Source organism: Sphingomonas sp. TREG-RG-20F-R18-01 (assembly GCF_022662475.1).
GTDB lineage: Bacteria > Pseudomonadota > Alphaproteobacteria > Sphingomonadales > Sphingomonadaceae > Sphingomonas.
The window spans coordinates 52104-69429 of sequence record NZ_JAKNQQ010000003.1 but is presented as its reverse complement, the minus strand read 5'-3'; the positions used below and the strand labels follow the sequence as shown (position 1 = coordinate 69429).

At 65.6% G+C, this 17326-nt stretch carries 8 protein-coding genes; 3 read left to right on the top strand and 5 right to left on the bottom strand.

The window, feature by feature from the left end; all coding sequences use genetic code 11:
- Positions 1–147 precede the first annotated feature (147 nt).
- Positions 148–2178 carry an L-dopachrome tautomerase-related protein gene (locus L8K25_RS10275; RefSeq protein ID WP_242138826.1) on the top strand — a complete coding sequence of 677 codons (2031 nt, stop codon included), beginning with the start codon at positions 148–150 and terminating at the stop codon, positions 2176–2178.
- A gap of 346 nt (positions 2179–2524) precedes the next feature.
- Positions 2525–5029, top strand: coding sequence for an EAL domain-containing protein (locus L8K25_RS10270; protein WP_242138825.1), 2505 nt, complete (start codon positions 2525–2527; stop codon positions 5027–5029).
- A 150-nt stretch (positions 5030–5179) separates the two neighbouring features.
- Here L8K25_RS10270 and L8K25_RS10265 read toward each other — a convergent pair whose 3' ends face one another.
- Entirely contained in the window at positions 5180–5776 is a 597-nt protein-coding gene (locus L8K25_RS10265) for a cupin domain-containing protein (protein ID WP_242138824.1), read from the bottom strand.
- 171 nt (positions 5777–5947) lie between these two features.
- On the opposite strand from L8K25_RS10265, the gene L8K25_RS10260 reads away from it, so the two are divergent.
- Positions 5948–7024, top strand: coding sequence for an aldose epimerase family protein (locus L8K25_RS10260; RefSeq protein WP_242138823.1), 1077 nt, complete (start codon positions 5948–5950; stop codon positions 7022–7024).
- A gap of 26 nt (positions 7025–7050) precedes the next feature.
- On the opposite strand, the gene L8K25_RS10255 is transcribed toward L8K25_RS10260, so the two are convergent.
- From L8K25_RS10255 to L8K25_RS10240, 4 genes are read right to left on the bottom strand one after another with little or no spacing between them, the layout of a single operon-like run.
- Positions 7051–9918 (bottom strand): TIM-barrel domain-containing protein, encoded by a 2868-nt coding sequence (locus tag L8K25_RS10255; protein ID WP_242138822.1) that lies wholly within the window; start codon positions 9916–9918, stop codon positions 7051–7053.
- A gap of 34 nt (positions 9919–9952) precedes the next feature.
- A complete protein-coding gene (locus L8K25_RS10250) occupies positions 9953–12163 on the bottom strand; it encodes a hypothetical protein (RefSeq protein WP_242138821.1) in 2211 nt (736 codons plus the stop codon).
- 13 nt (positions 12164–12176) lie between these two features.
- On the bottom strand, positions 12177–13727 hold the full coding sequence (locus L8K25_RS10245) for a tryptophan halogenase family protein (RefSeq protein ID WP_242138820.1): 1551 nt from the start codon (positions 13725–13727) through the stop codon (positions 12177–12179).
- Between the two features lie 56 nt (positions 13728–13783).
- The gene (locus L8K25_RS10240; RefSeq protein ID WP_242138819.1) at positions 13784–16888 is read right to left on the bottom strand and encodes a TonB-dependent receptor; all 3105 of its coding nucleotides are present in this window, start codon (positions 16886–16888) and stop codon (positions 13784–13786) included.
- Positions 16889–17326: the final 438 nt, after the last annotated feature.

The following is a 17326-nucleotide window of genomic DNA, read 5'->3' as shown; positions in this document are numbered from 1 at the left end:
CGATTGCAGGGAACGCTGCCAACCGCGGTGGGTTCGATGGTCGCCTGCCCGCCTCGGGACGAGGGTCCTTGACCTGATCCGTTGCGTCGTAGGTTCAACCAGGAGAGCCGGATTGGTTTGGCGCTCCGCAACGGGCGAAGCCGTGATATGCCAATTCTGACGACCGACGATCTCGACATCTCCTACAGCGACGATGGGCCCGCCACCGGAACGCCGGTTTTGCTGATCCATGGCTGGCCGGACGACGCCTCCACCTGGGACGGCGTGCGCCCCGCCCTGCACGCAGCTGGGCTTCGAACGATCGTTCCGTCGCTGCGTGGGTCCGGGGCGACGCGGTTCCGCGGCGATGCGCCCCGAACGGGAAACAGCGCGATCCTGGCAATGGACGCTATTGCGCTGATGGACGGGCTCGGGATCGATCGGTTCATGGTGGCCGGACACGATTGGGGCTCGAACACCGCGGAGGCCCTTGCCGTCGGGTGGCCCGATCGGGTCGAGCGGCTGGCGATGCTGGCGACCCCGCCGCGATTGGGGGGTATGCCGACCCCGCCGTTCGAACAGGCACAGCGGCAGTGGTATCACTGGTTCATGGCGACCGGTCGCGGTGCGCAGGCGGTGCGCGACGATCGCCGCGGGTTCGCGCATCTGCACTGGGTCAATTGGGCGCCGCGGGGATGGTTCGACGAAGACACGTTCAACCGGGTGGCGCGGTCGTTCGCCAATCCGGACTGGGTCGATGTCACGCTCCACAGTTACCGCGCGCGCTGGGACGAGGCGGCGCCGGATCCGCGCAGTGCCTGGCTCGAACAGAAAGTGAGAGAAACCAAGGCTCTGTCGCTCCCGACACTGTATTTTCAAGGCGCGCGCGATGGGGTGAACCCACCAACGGCGGCAAGCGCTGTACCGGGCAAATTCGCCGGTCCGTTCGGTTTCGTGCAATTGGCGAACGTCGGCCATTTCCCGCAGCGCGAAGCCCCGGCCATTGTCGCGCAGCTTCTCGTCCGGCTCTTCAACGGCGACCCGCAAACCCTTGCTTTCGATAGTGAAAGGATGATGTCCATGGAAAAGCTCAAGCCTTGGATGGCGGGTCTGGCGGTCGCCGGGGCCGTCGCCGCCACCGCATTTGGCGCGGCGCGCGCTCGTAACGCCCCCAACCGCCTGTCGCTGGTTGCGCGTTTCGATCGTCAGGTCACCGGCGTCGCCATCACGGCGGATGGGCGCCGCTTCGTCAACTTTCCGCGCTGGACCGACGATGCTCCGATCTCGGTCGCGGAGGTTCTGGCCGACGGCTCGATCCGTCCCTATCCCGACGCGGAGTGGAACAGCTGGCGGAACGAACGGGCAAACGAGCTTTCGGTCTCGGATCATTTCGTCTGTGTGCAGTCGATCGTCGCCGACGGGCAGGGTCATCTCTGGGTCCTGGATCCGGGCGCACCCGGCAACGAGAAGATTCTGGAAGGCGCCCCGAAGCTGGTGCGGATCGATCTTGCCACCAACCGCGTCAGTAAGGTGATCCCGGTGCCCGGCGATGTTGCGCTGCAAGGGACCTATCTCAACGACATCCGTTTTTCGCCCGACGGGCGAACCGGATATATCACCGACTCCGGCACGCGCGGCGCGATCATCGTGGTCGATCTCGAGACGGGCCAAAGTCATCGGGCACTGGACGGTCATGTCTCGACGCAGGTCGACAAGACCGTGACGGTGACGGTGGACGGCAAGCCACTCGTCCGTCCGGACGGCCGACAACCCGCTTTTTCGGCGGACGGCATCGCGCTGTCGTTGGACGGCGAAACACTGTATTACCAGGCGCTTACTGGAAAGACGCTCTACAGCATTGCAACTGGGAAGCTGCGCCCTGCCGTAGCGGAAAGCGAACGCGCCGCCGCGGTGCGGACGGTGGCCACGACTCACGTCGCCGACGGTTTGTGGATGAGCAAGCGGGGTACGCTGTATCTGACCTCGCCCGCCGACAATGCGATTACGCGGCTGGTCGGCGACCGGGTCGAACCGGTATTGAACGACTCTCGCCTGCGCTGGCCAGACACGTTCTCCGAAGGTCCCGACGGGCGACTCTATGTCACGGCAAGCCACATCCAGGACACCAACTGGTTCAATCCAGCCGCTTCACCATCGATTCGCACCGAGCTGTTTGTATTTTCCCCAAAAACCGACTGATCCGCCGCGTCCGGTTCGGAGAAGCGGGGGAAAATCGACCGAAGTATTCCGAAACCGTCGCGGAAACGTGCGATTTTTGGCGTCGCGGATACGGCTAGGTCCTAAAAGTTACGCGATTTTGACAACGCTATCTTGTGGTGTTTTGGTCGGCACCGTCATGTGCCGACCAGCATCTCCTTGAAGAACAACGCTTGTCTTCGGAGCAAGAGTTGACCATCGTCACCAAGCGAGAACTCCCGGCTGCACATCGGCCTGCTTGTTCTGCCTGTATGCCAGTGCGGACGCGTTAACCCTTCGCACATAACAACATGGCAGCAGTCCTTGTAGTGGTCGTATGGAGAGCGAGGTGGTCGGCAAGGTTATCCGCATACTGACCACGCTGCTGGCCATTCCGCTATCCATCGGCACGGCGCGGGCGATCGTCCCGCTGCTCGGCACCGCCTGCGTCGCTTATGCGACGTCCGCCGCGATCCCGACCGACCGGCAGGTGACGGATCTTCCCTTTTCCTGCAGCCGAGCACCACGCCCCCGGAATATTCGCTGGACATGGCTTCGCATCGCGCCCGAGCAATTGCGCAGCCTTCCGCGTGGCTGGCGGCTACAGGTGGACCAGACACGCTTCGACCGGGTCATGTTGATTACGGTCACACAGGATGGGACCGTTCGCCACACGACCCGAAGCTGGTCCGATCTGGCAGATATCGGCACCCCCGGCGGCGTCCTGACGTTCCCCATCGCCGATGCGGGAACGTCCATCCGCGGGATGTACCTTGGGTTCGACAAGGTCGACGACCTTTCGCTGGTTCGCTCGATCACGGGCATGACCAGTATGGAAGCGGCCCGTACACGCGACCGTTGGCTGATCCTTATGGGCCTCTTTTCAGGTACTTTGCTGTCGGCTTTCGCGTATAACGTCATGATCGACCGCGGTCGGCGGTTTCCGTTCCAGCGGTGGTATCTCGCATGGATCAAGATCGCGCTGGTTTACGGTCTGGCGTGGTCGAACGTCGGCGGCGTTCTTTTCCCCGGCCTGGTCGGCCCGCTGGTCGTGTGCATCGACTATATCCTCGTCGGCGCGCTCGTCGCGGCGGGCGGCATGTTCTTCCTGTCGCTCGTCGAGGATCGGCTGCTGCCACGCTGGCTTCAACTCGCCGGACGCTGCCTTGCATGGACCGGGTTGGTCGTCGGTCTGCTCGGCGCGACCAAGGATCTATTGTTCCCTGCCATTTTGATGGACCGCCTGCTCAACTTCGCCGTGATGGCGAGCGCGATCATGGCGTTCATGGGCATCGCCTATGCGATCCGGCGCGGCAGCCGCGTGGTGTGGTTCTACGTCATTGGCTGGGGGCCGGTGATCGCGATCTTCGCGTTGCGGGTCTTACGAAACCTCGGCCTGTTCCCGCAGGGCGATGCGCTCGACATTGCGATGTTCGCCGCGTTGGCGTTCGAAGCGATCATCCTGTCGCTTGCAACATCCGACCGGTTCCGCGCGCTGTGCAACGAACTCGAACTCGCCCGTCAAAGCCGGGAATGGGGCCTGATCGAAGCTGAGAAGATGCGCAGTGCCGCACTGACCGATCCGTTGACGGGGCTCGGCAACCGCGCCGCCTTCCAGAACACGCTGCAGGGCTTCGTTGCGAGCGGGCGCGACACGCCCTTCACGCTGTTCCTGATCGACATTGATCATCTGAAGGACGTCAACGACCGGCTGGGCCACGCGGCAGGCGATGCGATGTTGTGCCACATCGCCACCCGGCTGGCCGCCGTCGCTGCCAAGGGGGGTGCGATCGCGGTTCGGCTCGGCGGCGACGAATTCGCGATCGTCGCGGCGGAAGGCGAAGACCAGAGTACCCGGATCGAAAACGAACTGATGCTGATCCAGGGGGCGATGTGGCGTCATGGCGAGGAACGCCGCGCGTTGTCGCTCAGTATCGGATCGGCGCGCTGCCCTCGGGACGGCCGCGAGCCCGATTTGCTGTACCGCAACGCCGATCTGGCGCTTTACCAGGCCAAGCGGCTCGGACGCAGCCTGCATCACCGGTACGACGCGATGCTGCGGACGTTGCTCGAAGTCAGTACGACCTTCGCCAGCGACGCCGAAGTGGCCATGCAGCGGCAGGAGTTTCTGCTGTATCTCCAACCGATCGTCGACCTGCGGGATGATAGCGTGATTGGCTATGAAGGCCTCCTGCGCTGGCAGCATCCCAAGCACGGCCTTTTGATCCCGAGCCAGTTCGCCGATATCCTGGTCGAGGAACGGATCGGCCCGCGGGTACAGGACCATGTGCTCGACATCGCGCTGCGGCTGCTGCGCGACCATGGTGGGGACATCCGGCGTCTCAGCGTCAATTTCACCTCCGCGCAGCTATCGGGCCCGGTCGCAGCGAAGCGTGTGCTCGCCCGGATGGCCCATTTCGGCGTGTCGCCGAATGCGCTGTGCATCGAAGTCACCGAGGGTGTCATGCTCGGCCGGGCCGCGGACGGCGTTGTCGGGACCTTACATGCGCTGCACGACGCGGGGGTGCGCATCGCGCTCGACGATTTCGGTACGGGCTATGCCTCGCTCAGCCATCTTCGGCAGGTGCCGGTCGATACGATCAAGATCGACCGGTCGTTTATCGCGGCGCTCGAACGTGCATCGGACAGCGCCGAGGAAATCGTGCGCGCGATCATCGGGCTGGCGCATGGCCTGGGCAAGGACGTCGTCGCCGAGGGGGTCGAGAACGAGGCACAGATGAATATCCTGCTCGAACTGGGATGCCGTTATGTTCAGGGCTATCGCTTCGGCCGCCCCAACCCGTGGCGCGGCGCGTCGCCCGAGCCGATTGCGATGTCGGCGACCGGCGCCTGAGGGGCACAGACCATCGACCCGATGATCGGGCGGCAACTTGCCACGGCCTTCCCCAATCCCCTGCAAGCCGCTGCTAGCCGCTGCTAGCGAAGTTACCGCCTGCCCCGCACAGTCGTCCTCCATCGAAGCGCCGCCGAGTCCGTGACGCGCCTATCCGCGGTGTTGCGGGATCTTGGTTCCCAGCAGCACTAGGCGCTGGCCGGTAATGCCAAACCAGTGCGGCGTCCCGGCAGCGATCAGGAACACGTCGCCGGGTCGCAACGCTCGCGTTGTGCCGCCGATGATCCGGCCGCCTTCGATCAGGGTTGGATTCGTCGTGGCGGCGTCGGTCATCGTCCCGCCGGAGACCAGCGTACCACTCCCGGCCAGGACAACCACATATTCGGCCTGATCGGGATGTACCGCGGGCTTGCCGGGCTTGAGCCAATATTCGATGGCGGCATCGGCATTGCCTGCGCGAACGATCGGCTGATAGGCAAACGTCTGCCCCGGTTTTAGAGCCAGGCGCATCTGCTCGATCTGACCCTTGATCTCCTCCGCCGGGACATAGGCGGCTGGCGCGGTCGCTTCACGGGCTTGCGCCAACAAGGGAGCGGGCGCCGGTCCCGTCAGCGCGATCAGGCCAATCGCCGCGAAGGCAAGGGGAACACGCGAGATGATGGTGCTGATGGTCTTGCTCCCCGCTGGGGCGACATCCTGCCCCGTTGCGACAATGGTATCTACCGTAATGTACAGGGTCGCAAGCATGGCGGCTATCGGCCGGCTTGCCGGGTGGCACGTTCCCCTTGCCTCCGTTGCAGTGCAGTCCGCTGGAATTGCCGTTTGGCGCCAAGGGTGGCAGGACGCTATCCACCCCGCGGGATCGCACGCCCTCCGGCGGGACGCGCGAGGCGGACCGGTGGCATCACGGAGCTAGACATGCGCAAAACCTTGGTCATCCTCGCCCTATCCCTCGCGTCTTCCGCCAGCGCCCGGTCGAGCGATGCCGTGATCACCCTGCGCAACGACGCCGGCATGGTCGTTCGGCTGATTCCGTTCGGTGCGACGGTGACGCAGATCGAGGTGCCCGACCGGAACGGCCAGCGCGCGAACATCCTGCTGGGTTTTGCTACGCCCGCCGAATTCCACGCCAAGAACGGGAAGGTGTCCTTCGGCGCGACGATCGGCCGCTATGCCGGACGGATCGGCGGCGCGCGCTTCGAGATCGACGGCAAGCCGGTGATGCTCGCGGCGGACGACGGACCCAACGCGCTTCACGGTGGTGGCACGGCCAAGTTCGACACACGGCAATGGACGGTGCGCGCCCGCAGCACGCGCGCGGTGACCTTTACGCTGGACAGTCCCGACGGGTTTCAGGGATTTCCTGGGCGATTACAGATCGCCGTCACCTATCGGCTGATCGCGGGCAATGCGCTGCGGATCGATTACACAGCACGGACCTCGAAGCCCACCGCGCTGAACCTCACCAACCACGCCTATTTCAACCTTGCCGGAGAGGGCAACGGGTCAATCCGCGCGCAGCGGTTGCAGGTCAACGCGACGCGCTATGTGGCGACCGACGGCGGCGGTATCCCGACCGGCGCGTTCCCTTCCGTCGTCGGAACCGCGCTCGATTTGCGAACGCCGCACGCGCTTGGTCCCGGCATCGACAGCCGGGTGCCGCCGATGGGCGAGCATGGCTACAACCACGCCTGGCTGTTCGACAAACCGCTCGGCGCGCTGGCACCGGTAGCGCGGCTTGACGACCCTGCCTCCGGGCGAACGCTGACGATCGAGACGACCGAGCCGTCGATCACGGTCTATTCGGGTGGCTATATTGACGGCCAGGACAAGGGACCGAGCGGTCGCGTGATGCACGCGTTCGACGGGGTCGCGCTTGAGACGGAGCACCTGTCGGACAGCCCGAACCACCCGGACTTCCCGAGCACGCTACTGCGGCCCGGTCAGGTCTTCCGCTCGACCACGATCTGGCGGTTCGGCACCCGTCCGCGGTAGCACAGCGCGCCGCTGGTCCTGAGCAGTCAACCGCGCTTTTTCGCCAGCATGACCGGTTGGCCGGTGTAGGTCACCTCGGCATCGTACGCGCCGTCGCGGGCAGGCTGGCCCGCGACGATCCATTGCACGCGCAGCTTGCGCGTTGCGGGCATCCCGTTCCAGCCACCGCCCACCCGCTTGCCGAAGCGGACCGTCCCCGTCCGATCGTCATAGGCGATCGGAATGCGGGAATAGGCGCCGGACTTGTACGCGGTGGACCGGCCGTCATCCTCGTACAGCGAGAAGCTGCCGTCCGCGCCTGGGTAGACGAGAATCGTCACCGGCGCATCCCGATGCTCGTCGACATATTGCGTGACCGGCCCCGTCGGCACGATCGCACCGGCGCGGACGAACAGCGGCAGCCGCTCGAACGGCGCATCGACCGTAACGCGCGCGCCGCCTTGATAGGCGCGGCCGGTGTCAAAGTCATACCAGCGCGTTCCGGCCGGGAAATAGACCGACCGCGTGCGCGCCTTGTACGCGGTGACCGGCGCGACCAGGAACGCATCGCCAAAGAGATATTCGTCGTCGATCCGGCGCACCTCGCGGTCGTCCGCGAACCCGGCGGCGAGCGCGCGCATGATGCTGCCGTCCTTCATGTAGGTGTCAGCCCCCACCGTGTAGATATACGGCATCAGGCGATAGCGCAGCGTGTCGTAGCGGAGCATCGACGCGCGCATCGGCGAGCCTTCGGGGCTGATCTCGTATATTTCGCGATACGGATATTCGCCGTGGCTGCGGAACAGCGGGCTGAACGCGCCGAACTGGAACCAGCGCAGATTGAGCTCGCGCCATTCGTCCAGATTGGCCGCGGTCGGCGTCTTGCTCGAAAAGCGATCCTCGAGCGCGAAGCCGCCGATGTCGTGCGTCCAGTTGGGAATACCCGACATCGACGCATTGACCCCCGCCGAAATCTGCGCGCGCAGATCGTACCAGCGGCTTGCCACGTCCCCCGACCAGATCGCCCCGCCATAACGCTGCAATCCGGCGAACCCCGAGCGGGTGAGCAGGAACGGGCGAACGTCCGGCTTGTATGCGGTCCAGCCGTCGAAGAAGGCGCGCGCGTTCATCAGCGGATAGCTGTTGAAATATTGCGCCGCGGGGCCGGCCGCGGTCGGCCCCATCGCGTCGATCCGCTCAGGGATCGAGGTGTTCGAATGCATGTCGGGTTCGGACGCATCCGCCCACCACGCATCGACGCCGAGGTTGGCCAGCCGCCCCTCGATCTGTTTCCAGAAGATCTTGCGCCCTGCGGCGGCATAGGGATCGTAGACCGTGCTCTTGAAGCCCGGGCCGACCCAGTCCTTGTTTCCCTGCCGCAGATTGCCCTGATACACCACGCCCGCCGCCGCGAGTTCCTTGTAGGTGTCCGTGGTCGGGTAGAATTTCGGCCAGACCGAGATCATGAAATTGGCGTGATCGGCGTGGACGTCGGCGAGCATCTTCGCCGGATCGGGAAAGCGCGTGGCGTCGAAGCGATGGCTGCCCCAGTCGGGATCCTGCCAATAACGCCAGTCGAGCACGATATTGTCGAGCGGGATCTTCATCTTGCGATAGCGCGCAACGACGCCGGTCAGCGCGTCCGCTGTCTCGTAGCGCTGGCGCGACTGCCAGAAGCCGTATGCCCATTTGGGCATCATCTCGGCTTTGCCGGTGATCTGGCGATAGCCCGCGATCGCGCCGTCGATGCTGCCGCCGGGGATGAACCAATAGTCCTTCGCCTGCCCGACCTCGCTGGTGAACCACAGCGAATGGCGATCGGCCTCGGGGAGCGGATCGCTATGGAAGAAGGCCATGTACCCGGCGTTCGGCTCCCACTCGATGCGGATCGCGACCGCCTTGCCCGCCGTCATCGGTAGGTCGACGTTCGCGTACCAGGGGTTCCAGTTCTGGCGCCAGCGATCGAGCACGAGCTTCCCGTCGGCATAGACCTTGTAATAGCTCGAGCCGTAGAGCCGGAACTTGTGCGTGCCTGTCACCGTCGGCAGCACGTCGCCGCTCCACACCACGGTCTGCTTCTGCACGGCATTGCCCGCAGTGTTCTGGCCGCCGGTCGCCGCGACGGTGCGGGCCTTGGCCGCCTCGGGCCAGGTCTTCTGGTCCTTGATGTACTGATAGTTGATCGTTGCTTCCTGCCGCGTCACCGCGGGCTTGCCATCGAGGAAATACTCCGCGCGCCAGCCGGGCTTGCCCCCGCTGCTGACCTTCATCCCCGCGCCGACGAAGGCATAAGGCTCGGGGTTGCCGAAGCGCGTGATCGCATTGTTGTCCCACAACAGGCCGTAGCCGCGCGTCGACACGACGAAGGGCACGCCGATATCCATGTTGTGCTGCGCGAGATCGATGTCCTCGCCGTTGTAATCCATCTGCGTGTTCTGGTGCTGGCCGAGGCCATAGAGCGCCTCGTCGGTGCCGCGATTGAACTGCTGCGAGACCGAGACGAACGGCTTGCCGTCCGCCTCGGTCGCGGCGAAGCGGACGGGACCGGACTCTTCGAGCAACGGCTTGCCGGTGGGGTCGAGGAAACGCACCTGCCCGGTCGCGAGCGCGACTTCCGCGGTCGCCCTTGCGGTGGTGATGCGCACCTGCCCTGCGGTTTCGGTCACTTTGAACGCGCCCGCCACGGGTGGCTGCGCGACCATCAGGCTCGGCGCGCGGGAAGCCGTTCCGCCGCCCTTCGGCGTCGTGACGACATGGATGATCCCGTCGCCGTGGACGGTGAGTTCGACGCTCTGGCCGGGGCCGGTGGCGGGGGTGACCTTGACGCCGTCAGCGGTGCGCTCGAACCGCTGCGCATGGGCCGCCACCGAGGTCAGCGCGCTGCCGAACAGCAGCGCCGTGATCAGAGGTTTCATCGTCATTCTCCCGGATGGCGTATGGGGTGAAAGATCATCGCGCCGCCACGGGGTCACCGTAGAATATGCCCCGTCCATCGGTGCCGAGGTAGACGCGACCCGCGCGGCGGGGATCGCCCGAGACGACGCGGTAGCGACCGCCCCAGCGATGCGCGTCGTCGTCGATCCGCGACCAGATCTTGCCCGCATCGACCGAGCGCCACACGCCGCGGATGCCCTCCAGCGTCCCGACTGCGAACAGCGCGCCCTTGCCGAGCCCGAAAAGCTCGACGTGCAGCGCGCCGCTCGCTGGCACAAGTGTCACGCCGCCGTTGGTGCTGAGAAACAACCGTTCGCCCACCTGCAGCCACAATGTGCCAGCGCGGTCGGGGGCAGCGAGCAGTGCGCTTTGCGCCTCGCGGCCCCGGCGACCGGCGGGTGTCAGGTCGGCTGGCAGGCCATGCCCCGCAACGGGTGCGAAACTCGCCGCCGCATCTTGCGAGACGAGGAGCCGTCCGCGATCGGCATCGACGGCGTAGAACAGGCGCGGATCGCGCTTGTCGGCAACGGCGCGGGTCTTTCCGGGCAGGCCGCGCACCGGCGACCAGCTCCGCCCGCGATCGCGCGAGACTTGCGGGACCGGGGTCGTGACCACCATCGTCGTGCCGTCCGCCGACACGGCGATCGGCCAGTCGCCGTTCAGATCCGCGCGCGCTGGCGGATCGCCCATCGGCGGCAGCTTGAGCATCGTCCAGGTCCGACCGCCATCCTCGGACCGCCCGATCGAGGCTTCGCGTGGGCGATCAAGGTACAAACTGCCGGTGCGGACGATCACGTTCGGCGCGAGGCCCGCGTAGTCGATCGCATTGGTGTTCGACATGTACGGGTTGACGAAGGTCGGCTGCGGCGACCGGTCGAGATCGTCGTGGACGAAGCCCGCAAGATCGCCGAACCCGGAGATCAGGGGCGCACCGCCGGTCGGCGAGACGAGCGTGATGATCGCGGTCTGTTCGATGCCTTTGGTCCAGGGAGTCCAATCGACCGCAGCACCATCGATCGACTTGGTCGCGTAGACCGTGGCACCGGTCGTGTAGGCGACATGCCCCGGATCGAACGGATCGATCGCGAGGCCGGAAATCCAGTGCCCGAAATCGGCACCCTTGCCCTCGTGCAACAGGAACGGCGTCTGCGCCACGTCGCGTCGGCTCCGCGTGCCGACATCGCTCCAGTCGGCGCCGTCGTTGCGGGTGAGCCAGAGCGAATCGCCGTGGCGGTAGCGATCGACCGTGCTGACCGCGACCGTGCCGGGACGCATCGGCGAGACCGCGACCCCGAGGAACGCGCCCTCCGCGCCGGTGTCACGCCACGCTGCGGGGGTTACGTCGCGTCCGCGCCCGTCGGGCTGGTAGCGCCACACCGCCCCCGTCGCGATCCCGCTCGGGCCGAGCCCGCTCGCGTAACCGACCCACAGCACGCCGCGGGAGTCGACGACGCCCTTTGCGGCCAGCAGCGCGGGGCCGGTCGCCGCGACCCAGGAAGCGCCGCCGTCGTCTGAACGATAGAGGTGCGTATCGCCCGGATCGGCGACCCCGGCCCAGATCCGCTGCGACGCGTGTCCCGCGCCCCGGCTCGTCGGGTCGATCGCGACGAAGGCGACGCCGCCATGCGTCTGGCGTGGCGCTGGTCGTCCGAGTCCCGTGACCGGGAAGGCCGTGACCTTGGCCCAGGTCGCGCCCGCATCGTCGCTGCGCCACAAGCCGTCGTGGCGCGAGCCGAAGAACAGGCGGCGCGTGTCATTGGGATCGACCGCCAGCCGCTCGCCGAGGCCGCGGCCATCCTCGTTGCCACCCATCGCGAACGGCACCGGCGTGACGCGCCACGTCCGCCCCCGGTCCGCCGAGCGCAGAATCGCGGCGGGCTGACCGGCGTTCATCCCCGCCGCCATATAGACGACGTCGGGGTTGCGCGGGTCGGGGGCGATGCTTTCGATCCCCATGAAGCTCGGCGTCGCATTGCCGTCCTGCAGCGGTAGCCAGCGCCGAGCCGCAGCGTCCCAGCGATACGCCCCGCCCATGTCGGTGCGCAGATAGGCCAGACCCCGTTCGGCCGGGCTGAAGACGATATTGGGCGCATAGCCACCCGCACCGACCGTCACGTTGGTCCAGCGATACGGCACGCGCGCAGGCGTCCGCGCCGAACCCGGGATCGGCAGCGACAGGGCGACCGCCGCGGCGATCGCGGTCCATGCCGCCACCGATCGGGTCATGCGCGCAACAGCCTCACGCCGCCGCCCGCGTACCGAAGCGCCGCGTCTGCGCGAAGTTCACCAGATCACGGTTCGATGGCAAATTGGCGATCGCATAGTCCGCCTGTCGCCGCACTTCCGCGAACGCGCGCCGCGCATCCTCGTGATAGCGCAGCGCGCCCGCCTTCGCGCTCAGGTCGGTCTTCCAGCCCGTGCCATACAGGACGTACTGCCAGCTCGCCTCGGTAAAGATGTCGATCTGCCCGTCGATGTCGAGCTCGTTGGGAGGCCGGAAGCGCCAGCGGTCGAGCATTTCGAGCAGGCTGTCGGGCACCGACGCATCGGCGACATTGTCGCGCCAGAAGGCGGTGTCGGTCCGTTCCGAGATGCAATAATGCAGCTTGATGAAGTCGAGCGCGCGTTCGTAGCGGCGCAGCAGGTTCGTGTTGAACTGGCGCGCCGACGTCTCATAGTCGCCACCCCAGGGGAACAGGTTGGCGATCATTCCCGCGGACACTTCGGCGAACGCGATGCCGGTCGCCTCGAGCGGTTCGAAGAACCCGCTCGACAACCCGACCGCGACGCAGTTTTTGACCCAGTTGGTCTCGCGATAGCCCCCCTCGAACTTGAAGTGGCGGACGTCGGCATCTGCCCCGGCCGCGCCGAGATACCCGCGCAACACGCGCTCGGCGGCCTCGTCGTCGCTATGGTCGGACGAATAGACGTGCCCGATGCCGCGGCGGCGATCGAGCCCGATGTCCCAGATCCAGCCAGAATCCTGCGCGGTCGAGATCGTGTAGGACGCGATCGGATCATCCGGCCGTGCATAGGGCAGTTGCGCGGCGATCGCGCGATTGCAGAACAGCACGTCGCGGCATGACTTGAACGGCACGCCCATCGCCTTGCCGATCAGCTCGGCGCGAAAGCCGGTGCAGTCCACGTACAGATCCGCATCGAGCACCCCATTCTGCTCGGTACGCACCCCGGCGATCGCGCCGTCCTCGGCGAGCAGCACTTCCTTTACGGTATCGGTGAGGTGCCGGACGCCGTTCTTCACCGCCTGTTCGCGCAACAGTCCGGCAAGCGCGATCGCATCGAAATGGAAGGCGTAGTTGAGCGGGCCGACATAATCGGGGTTGCTCGGCAGCTTGGGCGCGCGTTGCCGGTCGGCGGCCTTTTTCTGCGGGTTGGAGACCTCGTCCCAATTCTCTGGGCCGCCGTGCCCCAGCAGCCAATAGGGCAGCAGGTCGAGCCCGTCGCTTGCGTCCGCGACCTGGAACGGGTGCGAGTAATGATCGGTAGCCCCCTGCCCTGGCGCATGGCGCCAGTGCACGAACTTGGCGCCCTGCTTGAAGGTCGCGCCGCACCGCCGGACGAGCTCCGCCTCGTCGATGCCGATCGTCTCCAGCGTGCGCCGGATCGTCGGGAACGTCCCCTCGCCGACGCCGAGAACGCCGATATCGCGGGACTCGACGAGCGTGATGGCGACGCCGCCGGGAAGATCCGCGCCGAGCCGCTTGGCGAGATACCCCGCAGTCAGCCACCCGGCGGTCCCACCGCCCACGATCAGCACGCGCTTGCCCATTCCGTCCCTCCGCTCGCTCGCCCGCCGCCATCACCTCGGCGGCGGGCGCATCATCGTCAGAAGGCCAGGTTGATGCCAGTACTGATCCGGCGATCGGCCTGGAACCAGCTCCGGCCCACCAGCTTGCCGTTCGGATACCCGCCCATCAGCGTGCGCTGCGTGGACGCGGTCAGGTTCGTTCCCTGTATCCCGAACGACAGGTTCTGGGTCACTTTGAAGCGAACGCCAGCGTCGATCGACCCGTAATTGCCGCCATAGATCGGCAGCGCGATCTGCGTGGAAGGGTCGGTTCCGCCGTCCTGGTTGGTGACCACGTTCGGCGCGCTGTAATAGGTGTAGGGCGAATTGGTGCCGTTGCTGTTGGTCGACAGCAGATATTGCGAGCGCCACGAATAGGCGACGCGCAATGACACCGGGTTCCGCTCATAGAGCAACGTCGCGTTGAAGTTGTGCTTCGACAAGCCAACCAGCGGCGCGTCGTTTTTGATCGTCCCGGTAATGTCGCGATACAGATCGCCGGGATTGCTGCTCTTGATGAAAGTGTAATTGCCCTCGAACCCGAACCCGGCGAGCGCGCCCGGCAGCATGTCGAGGAAGAAGCGGCCGCCGACCTCGACGCCCTTGACGGTCGCCGCCTTGGTCGAGTTGCTGTAATCGGTGGCGGAGGCCGTAACGCTTTCGGTCGACCCGTCGGTGAACACCACGTTCACCTGCCGGTTGGTCAGCGAGAAGATCGGCAGGTTGGTCAGCCGCTTGTAGAACGGCGCAATGTGGAACGACGTGCCCTTGCGCCCGTAATATTCGAACGACAGATCGACGTTGTTCGAGAGCGTCGGCTTGAGCAACGGATTGCCCGTGTCCGCGGTGAAGTTGTTGAAGTTACCGATCGCCCCCGTCGGGGCATTCGGATCGCTGATCGTGTTGACACCGACCGAACCCGAAGCGCGCAACGCGCTGAAGGTCGGGAGATCCATCGTGATGTTGTAGCCTCCGCGGATCTTGATCCGATCGGTGAGGGCGTATTCGAGGTTGACCGACGGCAGGACGCGGGTGAAGTCGGCCTTGCCGCCGCGCGGGACATAGGTGTTGGCCAGAATCTGCTGGACACCGTTGCGGATGAAGGCCGTGCCACCGTTCTGCTGAACGAAACCGCTGCCCTCATTCTGGATGTGCACGACGCGCACGCCGACGTTCCCCGAAATGCCCGGCGCGTTGCCCTGAGGCCCGAAGCGGACCAGGGCATAGCCCGCGATGTTCTCGGTGCGGTTCGTGGTCAGGTCGCCCGGCAGCACGAAGCCCGGGGCGCGAATCCCAGAAAGACCGCCATAGCCGGTCGCCGGCAACGGCCCCGACGCGGAACAGTCATTGTACGTAGCGGAGCCTGGAGCACCGCAGAAGCCAGCGGGCGGCGACTGCACCAACCCGGTACGGTTGACGTTGAAGCGCGACGCCAGGTTCTCCGACGCGAACATCAGGTTGCCCGGCAGTGTCGCGGCGCCCCGGAAGAAGTCCTTGAACGCGTGCGTCGCGACGTCGCCCGCTGCCGCATTGGCGTAGGTCAGCTGCGGATCGCCGTTCCAGCCGCGGCCGAGCGCGGTCCAGTTGTAGCCGTTCGCGAGATCGCGCTCGGTCCGCTTGGCATAGCGGCCGCCGACCTTGATCGACCGGAAGAAGCTGTCCTCGAACTTATATTCCGCATCGAGCTGCCCGGCGTCGAGCCGGCCGGTGTTGTTCTCGTTGTGCGGCATCGAGGCCGACCAGAAGTAATTCGCCGGATTGGCGAACGATGCCTGCGTCCCCGGGCTGACGCTGATCTGCGGCAGGTCCCCGCGCAGGTCGATGCCATAGCTCTGCCCGAAACCAAGATCGCGGAAGATATCGATGCGATCATAGACCTGATGCGAATCGACGCGCTGCAGCGAGCCCTTGACCGACAGATGGCTGTCGGCGGGCGCCCAGGCGAACGACAGCGAGTAATCGCGCGTCACGGTATTGCTCTGGACGAAGCCCTTGTTACCGCTGCTGGTGATCGCCTGGCCGGTCGGCAGGAAGGTCTTCGGATCACGATTGTAGAGTGCGTTCGTGCTCGTCAGCAACCCGTTGCTGTCGAACGTGCTGCTCGCCGGATCGACCGCGAGCGTCTGCGAATCGAGCTGCGTACCGTAGTCGCTCGACTGGCTCTTGTAGCGCGACTGGAAGAAGCTGCCGGTGAAGATCAGCGATTCGGCCGGCTGCCACTGCGCGGCGCCGTAGATGCCGTAGCGCTTGTACTGGAACGCCTCGTCGCCATAGGCGAAGCCGCTCGGGACATATTTGTTGGTGCCATCGCTGAGCGCGGTCTTGAAGTACGGGCTGGTGCGGATGAACTGCGACAGCGAGCTGAACTGGCTGAATGCAATGTCGCCGAGCAGGCCGATCCGGCCGATCGGCGTCTCGAACGAATCGGTCACGAGCACCGAGCCGGAAGGATCGGCCTTGTTCGCCATGTCGCCGACCGCCAGTTCGCCGGTTCCCGCGACGTGAAACTTGCCGTTGAAATCGAACGGCATCTTGGTCCGCAAATCAATCTGGCCGCCGGTGCCGCCCTCGATCAGATCCGCGGTGGAGGCCTTGTAGACATCGACCGCCGACATCAGCTCGGGGGTCACATCGCTCCACAGGATCGCGCGGCCATTGTTCGCGCTGAAGATCTCGCGGCCGTTGAGGCGCGACGCCACGCCGGTCAGACCGCGCACCTGCACGCCCGAACCCTGGACCGAATAGTGATCGGGATCGCCGAGTGCGGCGAAACGGACGATCGACACGCCCGACACACGCTGCAGCACCTCGGTAATCGAATTGTCGGGCAGCTTGCCCGCATCGTCGGCGACGACCGAATCGACGATCGTTTCGCTGCGACGCTTGCGTTCGTCGGCGGCCTGGAGTGCGGCGCGGCGCCCCGTGACGACGATATCGCTACCCGCCTCGGCGGCAACCGGCGCGTTGGTTTCCTTCGCGGGCGCTGCGGCCTGGGCCGTGTCCGGCGCAATTGCCTGCGTTTCCGCTTGTGCCCACGCGCTCCCACTGGCGCTGGCGGCCAGCAAAGCGGCTACCGACACGCTCGCGCGCATGGCGAGACTGCCACGCTGATGCCGAACGAGATTGAGCGTTAATTCCTTCATATACCCTCCCCTTGTGCAGCGCGCCCCAGGGCACCGCACTTCCGCCAACGCACCTTATCATGGCACTGATGTCGATTTTTGTTAGCGGTAGCATGTTCAAATTACAACTGTGCTTTTACTGGTGCGCCATCGCACGTTCGCGAGGTCCAGTCGGGCAGATTACGGCACCGCATCGCGCGTTCTACGGCGGGGGGCTTACGCGGGACGTGGCGCGCCAAGCGTCGCCGCTCGGATCCGTTGAGACGATAGCCGGATGCAGCGCTTAACGAGATCCGGGCAAGCCGACGCTTCACGGTTCGCCGTACGATCCAAGCTCGGCGCCGGGCCAAGAATAGGAGGCGCCTCGATTGCCACCGGAGCTCGAATGCCGCATCGCCGCTCCTGGGCCACGGGCCTGAATCCGATCTGCATCACGCTGGTTTCGAACGGTTCCAAACC